Genomic DNA, 14,747 nt, shown 5'->3' with positions numbered 1-14,747 from the left:
AGCGGACCGAACCGATGACCGACGTTGGCAGGGCCACCGAGAGCATGGCCCTGGCATCTCTGCTCGCGCGGATCGCGAATGGCGAGCGCGAGGCGTTCACCGATTTCTACGAACGCACCAGTAGCCGGGTGTATGGCATGGTTGTGCGGGTTCTGCGCGACCCTGGATACAGCGAGGAGACTACCCAGGAGGTGTACCTGCAGGTTTGGAAGTCCGCGGCGAAGTTCGATCCCGCCCTGGGGTCGCCGCTGTCCTGGCTGATCACCATGGCCCACCGCCGGGCTGTTGATCGTGTGCGCTCCGAGCAGTCCGGCTCCGCGCGCGAAGCCGCCTACAGCACTTCGAACTGGTACGGCTCCTTCGATGCGGTGTCAGAGGAAGTAGTTCGCCGAGAAGACAACAGCGGCGTCGTCGACTGCCTCGAAACACTCACAGAGGTTCAGCACAGAGCAGTAGTCCTCGCCTATTACGGCGGGCTGACCTACCGGGAGGTCTCGGAGCAACTGTCCGTCGGGCTTGCCACGGTGAAGTCCCGAATACGGGACGGGTTGATCAGACTCCAGCAATGTTTGGGGGTGAGATTCGATGGATGACATAAAGAACGGCAACGCCAGAAACGGCGACGCCAGAAATGATGAAACCGAGAACGGCGCCCTCGATCTCGCTCATGTGTATGCGCTCGATGCTGTCGACGAGGAACAACGCAAAGAGATCCGAGCGGCGGTCGTGAGCGCCCCGCCGCACGTTCGCCGTGAGTTCGACGACACCGTTCGCACCATCCACGAGACGATGGCCGTCCAATCCGCGTCCACTGCGGTCGATCCCCCCGAGCATCTGCTCGGCAACATCCTTGCCGCTCTCCCTCCCACCGAGACGAGCGGGATACCGACCCCGCTGTCGCTGGATCAGGCCAGAGCCCGGAGGCGTAGGCGCATTGCCGTCGCGGTCAGCGCCGCAGCCGCCGCCGTCGTTCTCGCAGTCGGAGGGGTGACGGTGGCCGAGCAGTTCCGCAGCGAGCCCGGCCAACCGGTGCCCGCGCAGATATTGGCGGCCGACGACGTCCGCACATCGGTTACGCCGATCGCCGGCGGCGGCTCGGCCACCGTCGTGTTCTCCAAGGATGTGGACGCAGGCGTGTTGGTGATGAACGATGTCACACCGCCGGCGCCGGGGACGGTCTACCAGATGTGGCTGCTCGGCCCCTCCCACGATCCCGTGTCTGCCGGGATCATGGACGCCTCCGCGGTCGCACCGTCCACGACCGCAGTAGTCAGCGGTATCGACCAGTCGACCGCCCTCGGATTCAGTGTCGAACCACCCGGCGGGTCCACCGAACCCAGCGATATCTTCGCGACTGTGACCCTCAGCTGATCTTCGTCGCCCAGCTGTCAGCCGACTCGCGTCCACACACCGAATGACGCCGTCACCCTCACAGTAAAGGTGGCGGCGTCATCCGGCTGGAACGGTATGGGCGTCAGCTGAACGCGCTGCCCGCACCCGAGCCGCTGCCGGTGAGCGAACCGAAGTCGATGCACAGCGACCCCAGGCACTGCTCGACAGCGATCACCGACACCGTGTCGTTACCGTTGTTGGTGACGTAGACGCGGGTGCCGTCCGGGGTGATCGCCACCCCGCGCGGGTCGACCCCGACCGGGACGGTCTCGATCACCGTGTTGGTGGCGGTGTCGATCACAGCCACCGTGGCGTCGCCGTTGTTGGCGACGTAAGCGCGGAGGCCGTCGGGGGTGATCGCCACCCCGGCCGGCAAGTTCCCGACCGCGAAGGTGGTGACCACCATGTTCGTGGCGGTGTCGATCACATCCACCATGCCGGAACCAGGGTTCGTGACGTAGGCGAAGGCCCCGTCCGGGGTGATCGCCACCCCGAACGGGACGGCCCCGACCGGGACGGTGGCGATCACCATATTGGTGGCGGTGTCGATCACATCCACCGTGCCGGAACCAGAGTTCGTGACGTAGGCGAAGGCCCCGTCCGGGGTGATCGCCACCCCCTCCGGGGTGACCCCGACCGGGACGGTGGCAACCACCATATTGGTGGCGGTGTCGATCACATCCACCGTGTTGGCCACAGCGTTGGCGACGTAGGCGAAGGCCCCGTCCGGGGTGATCGCCACCCACTCCGGTCCGCCCCCGACCGGGACGGTGGCGATCACCATGTTGGTGGCGGTGTCGACCACATCCACCGTGCCGGAACCAGAGTTGGCGACATAGGCGAAGGCCCCGTCCGGGGTGATCGCCACCCCGATCGGGAGGGCCCCGACCGGGACGGTGGCAACCACCATGTTCGTGGCGGTGTCGACCACATCCACCGTGCCGGAACCACCGTTGGCGACATAGGCGAAGGCCCCGTCCGGGGTGATCGCCACCCCCTCCGGGTCGAGCCCGACCGGGACGGTGGCGATGACGGTATCCGCCGCCGCGGCCCCCGCCCCCACACCGGCCATACCCAGCACCATCAGGGCCGTGGCCATCAACCCGAGCACCAGTCTCCGAACCCCTGCCCGAAACGTGGGATACCTGCGGAAACGACTGTGGTGATTCACATTTCTCTCCTGCAGTACGAGGAACAAAACGGATCAACCGTGCAATGGAACTGGCCCGCAATCAGTCTCCGATCACCAGCCCATCGAAGACTAACAACCACATACTGATTTCCAGCCCACGACTCGCCGAATCCCGCACCGGGGCTTTCCGCGCGGGTGTCAGCTAAGCGTGCTGCCAGCCCCGAAGCCGCCGCCCGTGGGCGAACCCAAGTCGAAACGCAGCCAATCCATGCAGTGCTCAATGGCAATCACCGACACCGTATCGGCACCGAAATTGTTGACACAGAAGCATTTTCCGCTAGGGTTGATCGCTACCCCCTGAGGGAACGCCCCGGCCGGGACAGTGTCGATGACGGAATCCGCTGCTGCCGCAACCATTCCGGTCATACCCAGCAGGGGCTGTCGGTGGCCGATACCGAGGGTGGACGTCTGTGTGGGCGCACCCAACCCTTGTGGATCACCGCCCCAATATCGGTGCAGATCAACACCGGGAGCAGCAGGATCGAGCCGTCTCAGCTGAGGTGATGGACCTCCGGTAGCCCGTAGACGGGGGTCGGAATCTTCTCGTGCCTGGCCTTCAACTGCAGGGCGAGGTACACGGAGTACTGCCGCGCCTGAGCCAGACCTCCGCACTGGAACCACAGCCCTTCTTGCCGGGTGGGCTTCCACATGTTGCGCAGCTCGCCCTCCCACGGGCCAGGATCCTCGGTGGTGCCGAAGCCGAGGCCCCAACACTTTCCGACCTTGTCGGCCACTTCCTGGCCCATCAGGTCGGCCACCCAGCCGGTCATCGAACCGTAGCCGGTGGCATAGACGACCAGATCGGCCGGCAACTCGGTGCCGTCGGCGAGCACCACCGCGTCCTCGGTCAGACGCTGCACCTGACCCGATGCGAGGCGGATGCTGCCGTCCGCGACCAAATCGGACGCCCCGGCGTCGATGTGATAGCCCGAGCCGCGACGCAGGTACACCGTGGCGAACCCCCACCCGTCGTCCCCGAAATCGAGCTTGAACCCCACCTTTTCGAGCCGGTCGTGCAGGTCTTTGTCCCGCTCGGCGACCTTCTCGTAGATCGGGATCTGGAACTGGGCCATGATCTTGAAGGGCATCGACGCCGAGATGAGATCTGCCTTCTCCGTGCTAATTCCCGCCGCCAGCGCACGCTCGGAATACAGATCCCCGAATCCTAGATCCATCAGCGTCTCCGACCTCACCACATACATGGGCGAACGCTGCACCATCGTCACGTCAGCACCGTTCTCATACAACGCCTGGCAGATGTCGTGGGCCGAGTTACCTGCGCCGATCACCACGACACGCTTACCGGTGTAGGCGTCCGGCCCCGGATGTCGGCTCGAATGGTGCTGCTCGCCGCGAAAGATGTCCTGCCCGGGGAATGCGGGGACACGGGGCCTGCCCTGCAGTCCGGTCGCGAGCACCAGGTGCTTCGGGTGCAGCACCACGTTCTCGCCGGCGCGGTTCAGGACGACGGTCCACTCCTTCGATTCCTCGTCGAACTTCGCCGACGTGCAGGTGGTCGATCCCCAGTACGGGATCTCCATCACCTTCGTGTACATCTCGAGCCAGTCGGCGATCTTGTCCTTCGGCGAGAACACCGGCCAATTGTCCGGAAAGGGCAGATAAGGAAGGTGATCGAACCACACCGGATCATGCAGGCACAGCGACTTGTACCGCTTCCGCCACTGATCACCCGGCCGTTCGTGCCGATCGACCACGATCGCCGGAACAGCAAGCTGACGCAACCGCGCACCCAACGCGATCCCGCTTTGGCCACCACCGATCACCAACACGTACGGCTGGCGGCTGTAACCGAGTTCCCGCTCCTCGAGCGCGCGCTCCTCCACCCAGGTCCGGGTACCCACACCCGACTCGGGTACCGCACCGTTGACACGATTCGTCCCGCGCCGCTCCTCGTGACCCTTCAACTCCTCCATCGTGGTCAGCAGCGTCCACGCCTGATCACCCCTGAGCCGCAAGTGCCCCTTGCCCCGTCCGGTCGCCGTCTCGAACTCGATCAACGCGGACGTGACACCATCGGCCTCCTCCGGCTCCTCGCCGGCACGGAAGTTCAACGGATCGGTGCCATCCAACCGTGCCCGCAACATCGCCGTGACACCGTCCCGGCCCTCGACCGTCGTGATATTCCAGGTGAACGCCACCAGGTCACGCCAGAAACTGTCCACCGCGAACATCGCTGCGACACGGTCGATGTCACGATCAGCGAGAGCGGACTCGAAGCTCGCCAACCACGAATCGACACGTTCCCGAGGTGTCGGAATCGTTGGATCCGCAGGCCGCAGAACCGACTTCGTCATCCGACACTCCTTCCGTCTCAGCTGAGGTGATGCACCTGCGGCAGCCCGTAGACCGGGGTCGGGATGCCCTCGTACCTGGCCTTCAGCTGCAGCGCGAGGTAGAGGGAGTACTGCCGCGCCTGAGACAGGCTTCCGCACTGGAACCACAGCCCTTCCTGCCGGGTGGGCTTCCACATGTTGCGCAGCTCGCCCTCCCACGGACCCGGATCCTTGGTGGTGGCCGAACCGAGGCCCCAACACTTGCCGACCTTGTCGGCCACTTCTTGGCCCATCAGGTCGGCCACCCGGCCGCTCATCGAGCGGTAGCCGGTGGCGTAGACGACCAGATCGGCCGGCAACTCGGTGCCGTCGGCGAGCACCACCGCATCCTCGGTCAGCCGCTCCACCTGACCCGACGCGAGGCGGATACTGCCGTCGGCGACCAGATCCGACGCCCCGACATCGATGTAATAGCCCGAACCTCGACGCAGGAACTTCATGGCAAGCCCCGACCCGTCGTCCCCGAAATCGAGCTTGAAACCAACCTTTTCGAGCCTGTCGTACAGGTCTTTGTCCCGCTCGGCGACCTTCTCGTAGATCGGGATCTGGAACTCGGGCATGATCTTGAACAGCATCGACGCAAGTGTGAGGTCGGCCTTCTCCGTGGTAATGCCCGCCGCGAGTGCACGTTCGGAATACAGGTCCCCGAACATGAGGTCCATCAATGTTTCGATCTTGATGACATGTGTGGAGGAGCGCTGCACCATCGTCACGTCGGCACCGTTCTCATACAAGGCCTGGCAAATGTCATGAGCCGAGTTATTCGAGCCGATCACCACGACACGCTTACCGATGTAGGCGTCCGGCCCCGGATGTCGACTCGAATGGTGCTGCTCGCCGCGGAAAACCTCCCGACCGGGAAAGGCCGGGATGTTGGGCTTGCCGTGCAGTCCGGTCGCGAGCACAAGATGCTTCGGGTGCAGCACCACGTTCTCGCCGACACGGTCCAGGACGACGGTCCACTGCTTCGATTCCTCGTCGAACTTCGCCGACCGACACCTGGCCGATCCCCAGTACGGGATCTCCATCACCTTCGTGTACATCTCGAGCCAGTCACCGAGCTTGTCCTTCGGTGAGAACACCGGCCAATTGTCGGGAAAGGGCAGATAGGGAAGGTGATCGAACCACACCGGATCATGCAGGCACAGCGACTTGTACCGTTCGCGCCACTGATCACCGGGCCGTTCGTGCTCGTCGATGACAAGCGCCGGAACGCGGAGTTGACGCAGTCGCGCACCCAACGCGATCCCGTTTTGGCCACCACCGATCACCAGCACGTACGGCCTGCGACTGTAACCGAGTTCCCGCTCCTCGATCGCACGCTCTTCCGCACCGTTGACGCGATGTGTCCCCCGCCGCTCCTCGTGACCCTTCAGCTCCTCCATCGTGGTCAGCAGGGTCCACGCCTGATCACCCCTGAGCCGCAAGTGCCCCTTGCCCCGCCCGGTCGCCGTCTCGAACTCGATCAACGCGGACGTGACACCATCAACCTCCTCCGGCTCCTCGCCGGTACGGAAGTTCGACGGATCGGTGCCATCCAACCGTGCCCGCAACATCCCGGTCACACCGTCCCGGCCCTCGACCGTCGCGATATTCCAGGTGAACGCCACCAGGTCACGCCAGAAACTGTCGACCGCGAACATCGCTGCGACACGGTCGATGTCACGATCAGCGAGAGCGGACTCGAAGCTCGCCAACCACGAATCGACACGCTCGCGAGGTGTCGGAATCGTTGGATCCGCAGGCCGCAGAACCGACTTCGTCATCCGACGCTCCTTCCGTCAGCTGAGGTGATGCACCTGCGGCAGCCCGTAGACCGGGGTCGGGATGCCCTCGTACCTGGCCTTCAGCTGCAGCGCGAGATACAGGGAGTACAAGCGCGCCTGAGACAGGCCTCCGCCCTGGAACCACAGCCCTTCCTGCCGGGTGGGCTTCCACATATTGCGCAGCTCCCCCTCCCACGGACCCGGATCCTTGGTGGTGGCCGAACCCAGCCCCCAACACCGCCCGACCTTGTCGGCCACCTCTTGGCCCATCAGGTCGGCCACCCGGCCGCTCATCGAGCGGTAGCCGGTGGCGTAGACGACCAGATCGGCCGGCAACTCGGTGCCGTCGGCGAGCACCACCGCATCCTCGGTCAGCCGCTCCACCTGACCCGACGCGAGGCGGATGCTTCCGTCCGCGACCAGATCCGACGCCCCGACATCGACGTAGAAACCGGATCCGCGGCGCAGGAACTTCATCGAGATCCCCGACCCGTCGTCACCGAAATCGAGTTTGAATCCCACCTTCTCGAGCCGGTCGTACAGGTCTTTGTCCCGCTCGGCGACCTCCTCGTAGATCGGGATCTGAAGCTCCGCCATGATCTTGTAGGGCACTGACGCAACTGTGAGGTCGGCCTTCTCCGTGGTAATGCCCGCCGCGAGTGCACGTTCGGAATACAGGTCTCCGAGTCCGAGGTCCAACAGCGTTTCCGACTTGACGACATGTGTGGAGGAGCGCTGCACCATCGTCACATCGGCACCGCTGCGGTGCAATGCCAGGCAGATGTCATGGGCCGAGCTGTTCGAACCGATCACGACGACACGCTTACCGGCGTAGGCGTCGGGCCCCGGATGTCGACTGGAATGGTGCTGCTCACCGCGAAAGATGTCCTGACCGGGGAACGTTGGGACATGAGGCTCGCCGTGCACCCCGGTCGCAACCGCGACGTGCTTCGGATGCAGCACCACTTGCTGTCCGGAGCGGTCGAGTACGACGGTCCACTGCTTCGATTCCTCGTCGAACTTCGCCGACTGGCACGTGGTGGAGGACCAGTACGGGACCTCCATGACCTTCGTGTACATCTCGAGCCAGTCACCGAGCTTGTCCTTCGGTGAGAACACCGGCCAATTGTCGGGAAAGGGCAGATACGGGAGGTGGCTGAACCAGACCGGATCGTACAGGCGCAGCGACTTGTACCGTTCGCGCCACTGATCACCGGGCCGTTCGTGCTCGTCGATGACAAGCGCCGGAACGCGGAGTTGACGCAGCCGCGCACCCAGTACGATCCCGCAGTGTCCACCACCGATCACCAGCACATACGGCTGGCGGGAACCACCGAACTCCCGCTCCTCGAGCGCACGCTCTTCCGCACCGTTGACGCGATGTGTCCCCCGCCGCTCCTCGTGACCCTTCAGCTCCTCCATCGTGGTCAGCAACGTCCACGCCTGATCACCCCTGAGCCGCAAGTGCCCCTTGCCCCGTCCGGTCGCCGTCTCGAACTCGATCGACGCGGACGTGACACCATCGGCCTCCTCCGGCTCCTCGCCGGCACGAAAGTTCGATGGATCGGTGTCATCCAACCGTGCCCGCAACATCGCCGTGACACCGTCCCGGCCCTCGACCGTCGCGATATTCCAGGTGAACGCCACCAGGTCACGCCAGAAACTGTCGACCGCGAACATCGCTGCGACACGGTCGATGTCACGATCAGCGAGAGCGGACTCGAAGCTCGCCAACCACGAATCGACACGTTCGCGAGGTGTCAGAGTCGTTGGATCCGCAGGCCGCAGAACCGACTTCGTCATGTGACGCTCCTCAAACCCCCGAAACCTAAGGTATGCAGGTTCCAGCAACCGTCTCAGCTGAGGTGATGCACCTCCGGCAGCCCGTAGACGGGGGTCGGGATGCCCTCGTACCTGGCCTTCAGTTGCAGGGCGAGGTAGAGGGAGTACTGCCGCGCCTGTGCCAGGCCTCCACCCTGGAACCACAGTGCCTCCTGCTGGGTGGGCTTCCACATATTGCGCAGCTCGCCCTCCCACGGACCCGGATCGTGGGGGGTGTCGGAGCCGAGGCCCCAGCACTTTCCGACTTTGTCAGCCACTTCCTGGCCCATCAGATCCGCCGCCCAGCCGTTCATCGACCCGTAGCCGGTGGCATAGACGACCAGATCCGCCGGCAATTCGGTGCCGTCGGCGAGCACCACGGCATCCTCGGTCAGCCGTTCCACCTCACCCGACGCGAGGCGGATACTGCCGTCGGCGACCAAGTCCGACGCCCCGACGTCGATGTAGTAACCACCGCCGCGGCGCGCGTACTTCATCGGGACACCCGACCCATCGTCACCGAAATCGAGCTTGAAACCAACCTTTTCGAGCCTGTCGTACAGGTCTTTGTCCCGCTCGGCGACCTCCGCGTAGATCGGAATCTGGAACTCGGGCATGATCTTGTAAGGCAGCGCAGCGGAAATGAGGTCGGCCTTCTCAGTGGTCATGCCCGCCGCGAGTGCATCCTCCGAATACATGTCCGCGATGAGGTCCCTCAGCGTTTCGGCCCTGAGGACGGTTGTGGGCGAACGCTGCACCATCGTCACATCGACACCGCTCTGGTGCATTGCCTGGCAGATGTCATGGGCCGAGTTGGTCGAGCCGATCACCACCACACGCTTACCGCTGTAGGCGTCGGGCCCCTCGTGTTCACTGGAATGATGCTGCTCACCACGAAACACATCCCGACCGGGGAAGGCCGGGATATGGGGCTTGCCAACCATCCCGGTCGCGAGCACAACATGCTTCGGGCGTAGCACCACCTCTTCACCGGCGCGGTCGAGAACGACGGTCCACTCCTCCGATTCCTCGTCGAACTTCGCCGACCGGCAGGTGGTGGAGGACCAGTACGGAACCTCCATCACCTTCGTGTACATCTCGAGCCAGTCACCGAGCTTGTCCTTCGGCGAGAGCACGGGCCAGTTCTCGGGGAAGGGCAGATACGGGAAGTGATCGAACCACACCGGATCGTGCGCGCACAGCGACTTGTACCGGTTGCGCCACTGATCACCGGGCCGTTCGTGCTTGTCGACGACGAGCGCCGGGACGCGGAGTTGACGCAGTCGTGCACCCAGCGTGATTCCACCCTGGCCGCCACCGATCACCAGTACGAACGGCTGGCGGGAGTCACCGAACTCCCGCTCCTCGATCGCGCGCTCTTCCGCACCGTTGACGCGATGTGTCCCCCGCCGCTCCTCGTGGCCCTTCAGTTCCTCCATCGTGGTCAGCAGGGTCCACGCCTGATCACCCCTGAGCCGCAGGTGCCCCTTGCCTCGCCCAGTCGCCGTCTCGAACTCGATCAACGCGGAGGTGATTCCCTCGGCCTCCTCCGACGGCTCTCCCTCGAGCACCTCGCTGGTGCGGAAGTTCGACGGATCGGTATCGCCCAACTGCGCCCCAAGCATCGCGGTGATACCGTCGCGACCCTCGACCGTCGTGATATTCCAAGTGAACGCCACGAGATCGCGCCAGAAACTGTCCACCGCGAACATCGCCGCGACACGGTCGAGGTCACGGTCGGAGAGGGCGGACTCGAATTTCGCCAACCACAGATCGACTCGTTCCCGAGGTGTCAATGTCATAGGGTCCACGGACGGCAGGACCGACTTCGTCATGTGATGCTCCTTACACTCCGAAACCGAGGGTAGCAGCGCCGCGGAATCCCGAAGATGTCACAGCAGAGGGCAGGACAAGCACCCGCCCGGTGGCGGTACAGGCAGGATCGAGCCGTCTCAGCTGAGGTGATGCACCTGCGGCAAGCCGTAGACCGGGGTCGGGATGCCCTCATGCCTGGCCTTCAGCTGCAGGGCCAGGTACAGGGAGTACTGCCGCGCCTGAGCCAGATTTCCGCCCTGGAACCACAGCGCTTCCTGCCGGGTGGGCTTCCACATATTGCGCAGCTCACCCTCCCACGGCCCCGGATCCTTGGCGGTGGCAGAGCCGAGCCCCCAACACTTGCCGACCTTGTCGGCGACCTCCTGACCCATCAGGTCAGCCGCCCAGCCGTTCATCGAACCGTAGCCGGTGGCGTAAACGACCAGATCGGCCGGCAACTCGGTGCCATCGGCGAGCACCACCGCCTCCTCGGTCAGCTTCACTACCTGACCCGACGCGAGGTGGATGCTGCCATCCGCGACCAGATCCGACGCGCCGACGTCGATGTAGTAACCGGAGCCGCGGCGCAGGTACTTCATCGAGAGCCCCGACCCGTCGTCCCCGAAGTCGAGTTTGAATCCTGCCTTTTCGAGCCGGTCGTAGAGGTCCTTGTCCCGCTCGGCGACCTTCTCGTATATGGGGATCTGGGACTCGTGCATGATCCGATAAGGCAATGACGCAGCTGTGAGGTCGGCCTTCTCAGTGGTCATACCTGCCGCGAGGGCACGCTCCGAGTACAGGTCTCCTAGTCCGAGATCCAACAGCGCTTCCGACTTGAGGACATGTGTGGACGAACGCTGCACCATCGTCACATCGGCACCGTTCACGTACAACGCTTGGCAGATGTCATGGGCCGAGTTGTTCGAACCGATCACCACGACACGCTTGCCTGCGTAAGCGTCGGGCCCCGGATGCCGGCTGGAATGATGCTGCTCACCGCGGAACAGGTCTTGACCGGGGAAGTCCGGGACATGGGGCTTACCGGCCATACCGGTTGCGAGCACGACATGCTTCGGGTGCAGCACCACCTCCTGACCCACATGGTCGAGGACGACGGTCCACTCCTTTGTTTCCTCATCGAAGGTCGCCGACTGACACGTGGTCGATCCCCAGTACGGAATCTCCATCAACTTCGTGTACATCTCGAGCCAGTCGCCGATCTTGTCCTTCGGCGAGAACACCGGCCAATTGTCAGGAAACGGCAGGTACGGCAGATGGTCGTACCACACCGGATCGTGCAGGCACAGCGTCTTGTACCTGTTGCGCCACTGATCACCCGGCCGTTCGTGCGTGTCGACGACCAAAGCCGGAACATCGAGCTGTCGCAGCCGCGCACCGAGTGCGACCCCGTTTTGACCACCACCGACCACCAGTACATACGGCTGACGGGTATACCCGAGTTCCCGCTCCTCGATCGCGCGCTGTTCCGCCCAGGACCTGGTGGCTCCACGCGGACCGTGCACCGCACCGTTGACCCGAGTGGGCCCCCGCCGCTCTTCGTAGCCCTTCAATTCCTCCATCGTGGTCAGCAGCGTCCACGCCTGCTCACCCCTGAGCCGCACATGTCCCTTGCCCCGACCGGTCACCGTCTCGAACTCGATCAACGCAGAGGTGACACCGTCAGCCTCCTCCGGCTCCTCGACGGCGCGGAAGTTCGACGGATCGGTGTCGTCGAGCCGCTCCCGCAGCATCGCGGTCACACCGTCGCGGCCCTCGACCGTGGTGATGTTCCAGGTGAACGCCACCAGGTCACGCCAGAAACAGTCGACCGTGAACATCGCTGCGACACGGGCGATGTCGCGGTCGGAGAGAGCGGACTCGAAACTCGCCAACCACCGATCAACGCGTTCCCGAGGCGTCGAAGCCGTGGGGTTCGCAGGCGGCGGTGGTGACTTAGTCATGTGTTCCTCCTCACGCTCCGCAACCCAGAGTAGCGCCGACCGTGGTCCGCTGGAGATGCCTCAACAACAGGCAGCGAAGCGCTCGGCCATGGTGGCGTCCACACGCCGGAGGGGGGAAGAACACCGCAGGGAGTGCTTCTCAGGCCATGCGCGGCCTGAGAAGCACTCCCTGGCGTGGTCTAAGCGGTGGCAGCCGCCGCGGCCTTGTATTCGCGCCGGCGGCGATGCAGGATCGGCTCGGTGTATCCGGAGGGCTGCTTGGTTCCTTCGAGGATCAACTCCTTGGCCGCCTGGAAGGCGATGTTGGAGTCGAAGTTCGGAGCCATCGGACGGTATGTCGGGTCGCCCTCGTTCTGACGGTCGACCACCGGTGCCATCCGTTCGAGAGCGGCAACCACCTCAGCCTCGGTGACGACGGCGTGGCGAATCCAGTTCGCAAGAAGCTGACTGGAGATGCGGAGGGTGGCCCGGTCTTCCATCAGGTCGACGTCGTGAATGTCGGGAACCTTCGAGCAGCCGACACCATCGTCGATCCACCGCACCACGTACCCGAGGATCGACTGACAGTTGTTGTCGAGTTCCTCACGCTTTTCCGCTTCGGACCAGTTGGGGTCTTCGGCGAGGGGCACGGTGAGGATGTCGTCCAGGGTGGCCCGCGGGTGGCCCTTCAAGCCGTCTTGAACGGCGAAGACGTCGACGTGGTGGTAGTGGGTGGCGTGCAGGGTGGCCCCAGTCGGCGAGGGCACCCATGCGGTGTTTGCACCAGCCTTCGGGTGGCCGATCTTCTGCTCGAGCATCTCGGCCATCAGTTCGGTCATCGCCCACATGCCCTTCCCGATCTGAGCCCGCCCTTGCAGGCCGGCGGCCAGGCCGGTATCCACGTTCCAGTCCTCGTAGGCGCCGATCCACTTCTGCGTCTTCATCGCGGCCTTGCGGACCATCGGCCCGGCCTCCATCGAGGTGTGGATTTCGTCGCCGGTGCGGTCGAGGAACCCGGTGTTGATGAACACCACTCGCTGTGCAGCTTCCTTGATGCAAGCGGCGAGGTTGACCGTGGTACGGCGCTCCTCGTCCATGATCCCGACCTTGATCGTATTGGCGGGCAGACCCAGTACGTTTTCGACGCGGCCGAACAGTTCGGTGGTGAACGCAACCTCGTCCGGCCCGTGCTGCTTGGGCTTGACGATGTAGATCGACCCGGTGCGGGAGTTGTTCAAGGGGCCCGTTGCCTCGGAGATGGACTGCCCGTGAATGGCGCAAAGGGAGGTGATCAGTGCGTCCATGATGCCCTCGGGCACTTCCCGGCCCTCAGAGTCGAGGATCGCCGGGTTCGTCATCAGATGTCCCACGTTGCGGACGAACAACAACGACCGCCCGTGCAACTCCAGATTGTCACCATCGGGGGCGGTGTAGACCCGATCCGGATTCAACGTGCGGGTGAAGGGCTTTCCGCCCTTGGTCATCTGGGCCTCGAGGTCGCCGCGGTTGAGGCCCAGCCAGTTGCGGTAGCCGACCACCTTGTCATCGGCATCGACTGCAGCGACCGAGTCTTCGAAGTCCATGATCGTGGTGACCGCCGACTCGAGTACCACGTCTTTGACCCCGGCCGGGTCGGTGGATCCGATCGGGGAGTCCGGGTCGATCTGAATCTCGGCATGTAGACCGTGGTGACGCAGCAACACGCTGGTGGGAGCATCTTTCTCACCCGTATACCCCACGAAGGTGTCCGGCTGCGCCAAAGTGGTGGTGCTACCGTCCGACAGGGTGATGGACAAGCCGGTTCCGTCGACGAAGTACCTGGTCGAATCCGCGTGCGATCCCGAAGCAAGAGGCGCTGCCGTATCGAGGAAGTCGCGCGCCCAGGCGATGACCTTGTCGCCGCGAACCTTGTTGTACCCCGAACCCTTTTCTGCACCATCGTCTTCGGAAATGGCATTGGTGCCGTACAGGGCGTCGTACAGCGATCCCCACCGCGCGTTCGAGGCGTTCAGCGCGAATCGGGCGTTGAGGACTGGGACCACCAACTGCGGCCCCGCAGTCGAGGTGATCTCAGTGTCCACATTCTCAGTTGTCACCTCGAACGGGGCGGGGACCGGCACCAGATACCCGATCTCGGTCAAAAATGCCTGGTACTCGGCCTGATCGATGGGCTTTCCGGCCCGGTCACGGTGCCAGGAATCGATCTTCGCCTGGAGGTCGTCGCGGATGGCAAGTAGATCCCGGTTCTTCGGCGCCAACTCCTGGATCACCCTGTCCGCACCGGCCCAAAACGCGTCGGCGTCCACGCCGGTACCCGGCAGCGCCTCGTTTCCGACGAAGTCGTAGAGCACCTTCGCGACCTGAAGACCGCCGACCTGAACACGCTCAGTCATGAAACGCCTCACCCTTCCGCACTTTGTGATAACTTCCATGATACGGAAACACAGTTTCGTATCTTGACATAGAG

The 14,747-nt window shown here is 64.0% G+C and carries 10 protein-coding genes; 2 read left to right on the top strand and 8 right to left on the bottom strand.

Annotated elements, in window-relative coordinates; translation table 11 throughout:
- The first annotated feature begins 14 nt into the window (after positions 1 to 14).
- Positions 15 to 593, top strand: coding sequence for a sigma-70 family RNA polymerase sigma factor (locus BFN03_RS19510; RefSeq protein WP_070380403.1), 579 nt, complete (start codon positions 15 to 17; stop codon positions 591 to 593).
- Positions 586 to 1,371, top strand: a complete 786-nt coding sequence (locus BFN03_RS19505) for an anti-sigma factor (protein WP_084385702.1) — start codon at positions 586 to 588, stop codon at positions 1,369 to 1,371. The genes BFN03_RS19510 and BFN03_RS19505 overlap by 8 nt, the downstream gene beginning before the upstream one ends.
- Before the next feature lie 103 nt (positions 1,372 to 1,474).
- Here BFN03_RS19505 and BFN03_RS19500 read toward each other — a convergent pair whose 3' ends face one another.
- The 8 genes from BFN03_RS19500 to BFN03_RS19465 all read right to left on the bottom strand — a co-directional run bounded on the left by BFN03_RS19500 (position 1,475) and on the right by BFN03_RS19465 (position 14,673).
- On the bottom strand, positions 1,475 to 2,563 hold the full coding sequence (locus tag BFN03_RS19500; RefSeq protein WP_232320375.1) for a beta-propeller fold lactonase family protein: 1,089 nt from the start codon (positions 2,561 to 2,563) through the stop codon (positions 1,475 to 1,477).
- Positions 2,564 to 2,722: 159 nt separating this feature from the next.
- Positions 2,723 to 3,010, bottom strand: a complete 288-nt coding sequence (locus tag BFN03_RS19495) for a hypothetical protein (protein ID WP_157109659.1) — start codon at positions 3,008 to 3,010, stop codon at positions 2,723 to 2,725.
- Positions 3,011 to 3,075: 65 nt separating this feature from the next.
- On the bottom strand, positions 3,076 to 4,899 hold the full coding sequence (locus tag BFN03_RS19490) for an NAD(P)/FAD-dependent oxidoreductase (RefSeq protein WP_070380400.1): 1,824 nt from the start codon (positions 4,897 to 4,899) through the stop codon (positions 3,076 to 3,078).
- 17 nt (positions 4,900 to 4,916) lie between these two features.
- Positions 4,917 to 6,704, bottom strand: coding sequence for a flavin-containing monooxygenase (locus tag BFN03_RS19485; RefSeq protein ID WP_070380399.1), 1,788 nt, complete (start codon positions 6,702 to 6,704; stop codon positions 4,917 to 4,919).
- Positions 6,705 to 6,719: 15 nt separating this feature from the next.
- A complete protein-coding gene (locus BFN03_RS19480) occupies positions 6,720 to 8,507 on the bottom strand; it encodes an NAD(P)/FAD-dependent oxidoreductase (RefSeq protein ID WP_070380398.1) in 1,788 nt (595 codons plus the stop codon).
- Between the two features lie 53 nt (positions 8,508 to 8,560).
- On the bottom strand, positions 8,561 to 10,360 hold the full coding sequence (locus tag BFN03_RS19475) for a flavin-containing monooxygenase (protein WP_070380397.1): 1,800 nt from the start codon (positions 10,358 to 10,360) through the stop codon (positions 8,561 to 8,563).
- A gap of 117 nt (positions 10,361 to 10,477) precedes the next feature.
- On the bottom strand, positions 10,478 to 12,301 hold the full coding sequence (locus BFN03_RS19470) for an NAD(P)/FAD-dependent oxidoreductase (protein ID WP_070380396.1): 1,824 nt from the start codon (positions 12,299 to 12,301) through the stop codon (positions 10,478 to 10,480).
- A gap of 179 nt (positions 12,302 to 12,480) precedes the next feature.
- On the bottom strand, positions 12,481 to 14,673 hold the full coding sequence (locus tag BFN03_RS19465; RefSeq protein ID WP_070380395.1) for a malate synthase G: 2,193 nt from the start codon (positions 14,671 to 14,673) through the stop codon (positions 12,481 to 12,483).
- Positions 14,674 to 14,747 lie beyond the last annotated feature (74 nt).

This window comes from Rhodococcus sp. WMMA185 (assembly GCF_001767395.1).
Classification (GTDB): domain Bacteria; phylum Actinomycetota; class Actinomycetes; order Mycobacteriales; family Mycobacteriaceae; genus Rhodococcus_F.
This window is presented reverse-complemented; position numbering and strand designations above follow the sequence as displayed.

Excerpts from the sequence above, each read along its gene's own strand:
- BFN03_RS19470 (WP_070380396.1), bottom strand. The coding sequence starts at position 12,301 with ATGACTAAGTCACCACCGCCGCCTGCGAACCCCACGGCTTCGACGCCT.
- BFN03_RS19490 (WP_070380400.1), bottom strand. The coding sequence starts at position 4,899 with ATGACGAAGTCGGTTCTGCGGCCTGCGGATCCAACGATTCCGACACCT.
- BFN03_RS19505 (WP_084385702.1), top strand. The coding sequence starts at position 586 with ATGGATGACATAAAGAACGGCAACGCCAGAAACGGCGACGCCAGAAAT.
- BFN03_RS19475 (WP_070380397.1), bottom strand. The coding sequence starts at position 10,360 with ATGACGAAGTCGGTCCTGCCGTCCGTGGACCCTATGACATTGACACCT.
- BFN03_RS19480 (WP_070380398.1), bottom strand. The coding sequence starts at position 8,507 with ATGACGAAGTCGGTTCTGCGGCCTGCGGATCCAACGACTCTGACACCT.
- BFN03_RS19485 (WP_070380399.1), bottom strand. The coding sequence starts at position 6,704 with ATGACGAAGTCGGTTCTGCGGCCTGCGGATCCAACGATTCCGACACCT.
- BFN03_RS19510 (WP_070380403.1), top strand. The coding sequence starts at position 15 with ATGACCGACGTTGGCAGGGCCACCGAGAGCATGGCCCTGGCATCTCTG.
- BFN03_RS19465 (WP_070380395.1), bottom strand. The coding sequence starts at position 14,673 with ATGACTGAGCGTGTTCAGGTCGGCGGTCTTCAGGTCGCGAAGGTGCTC.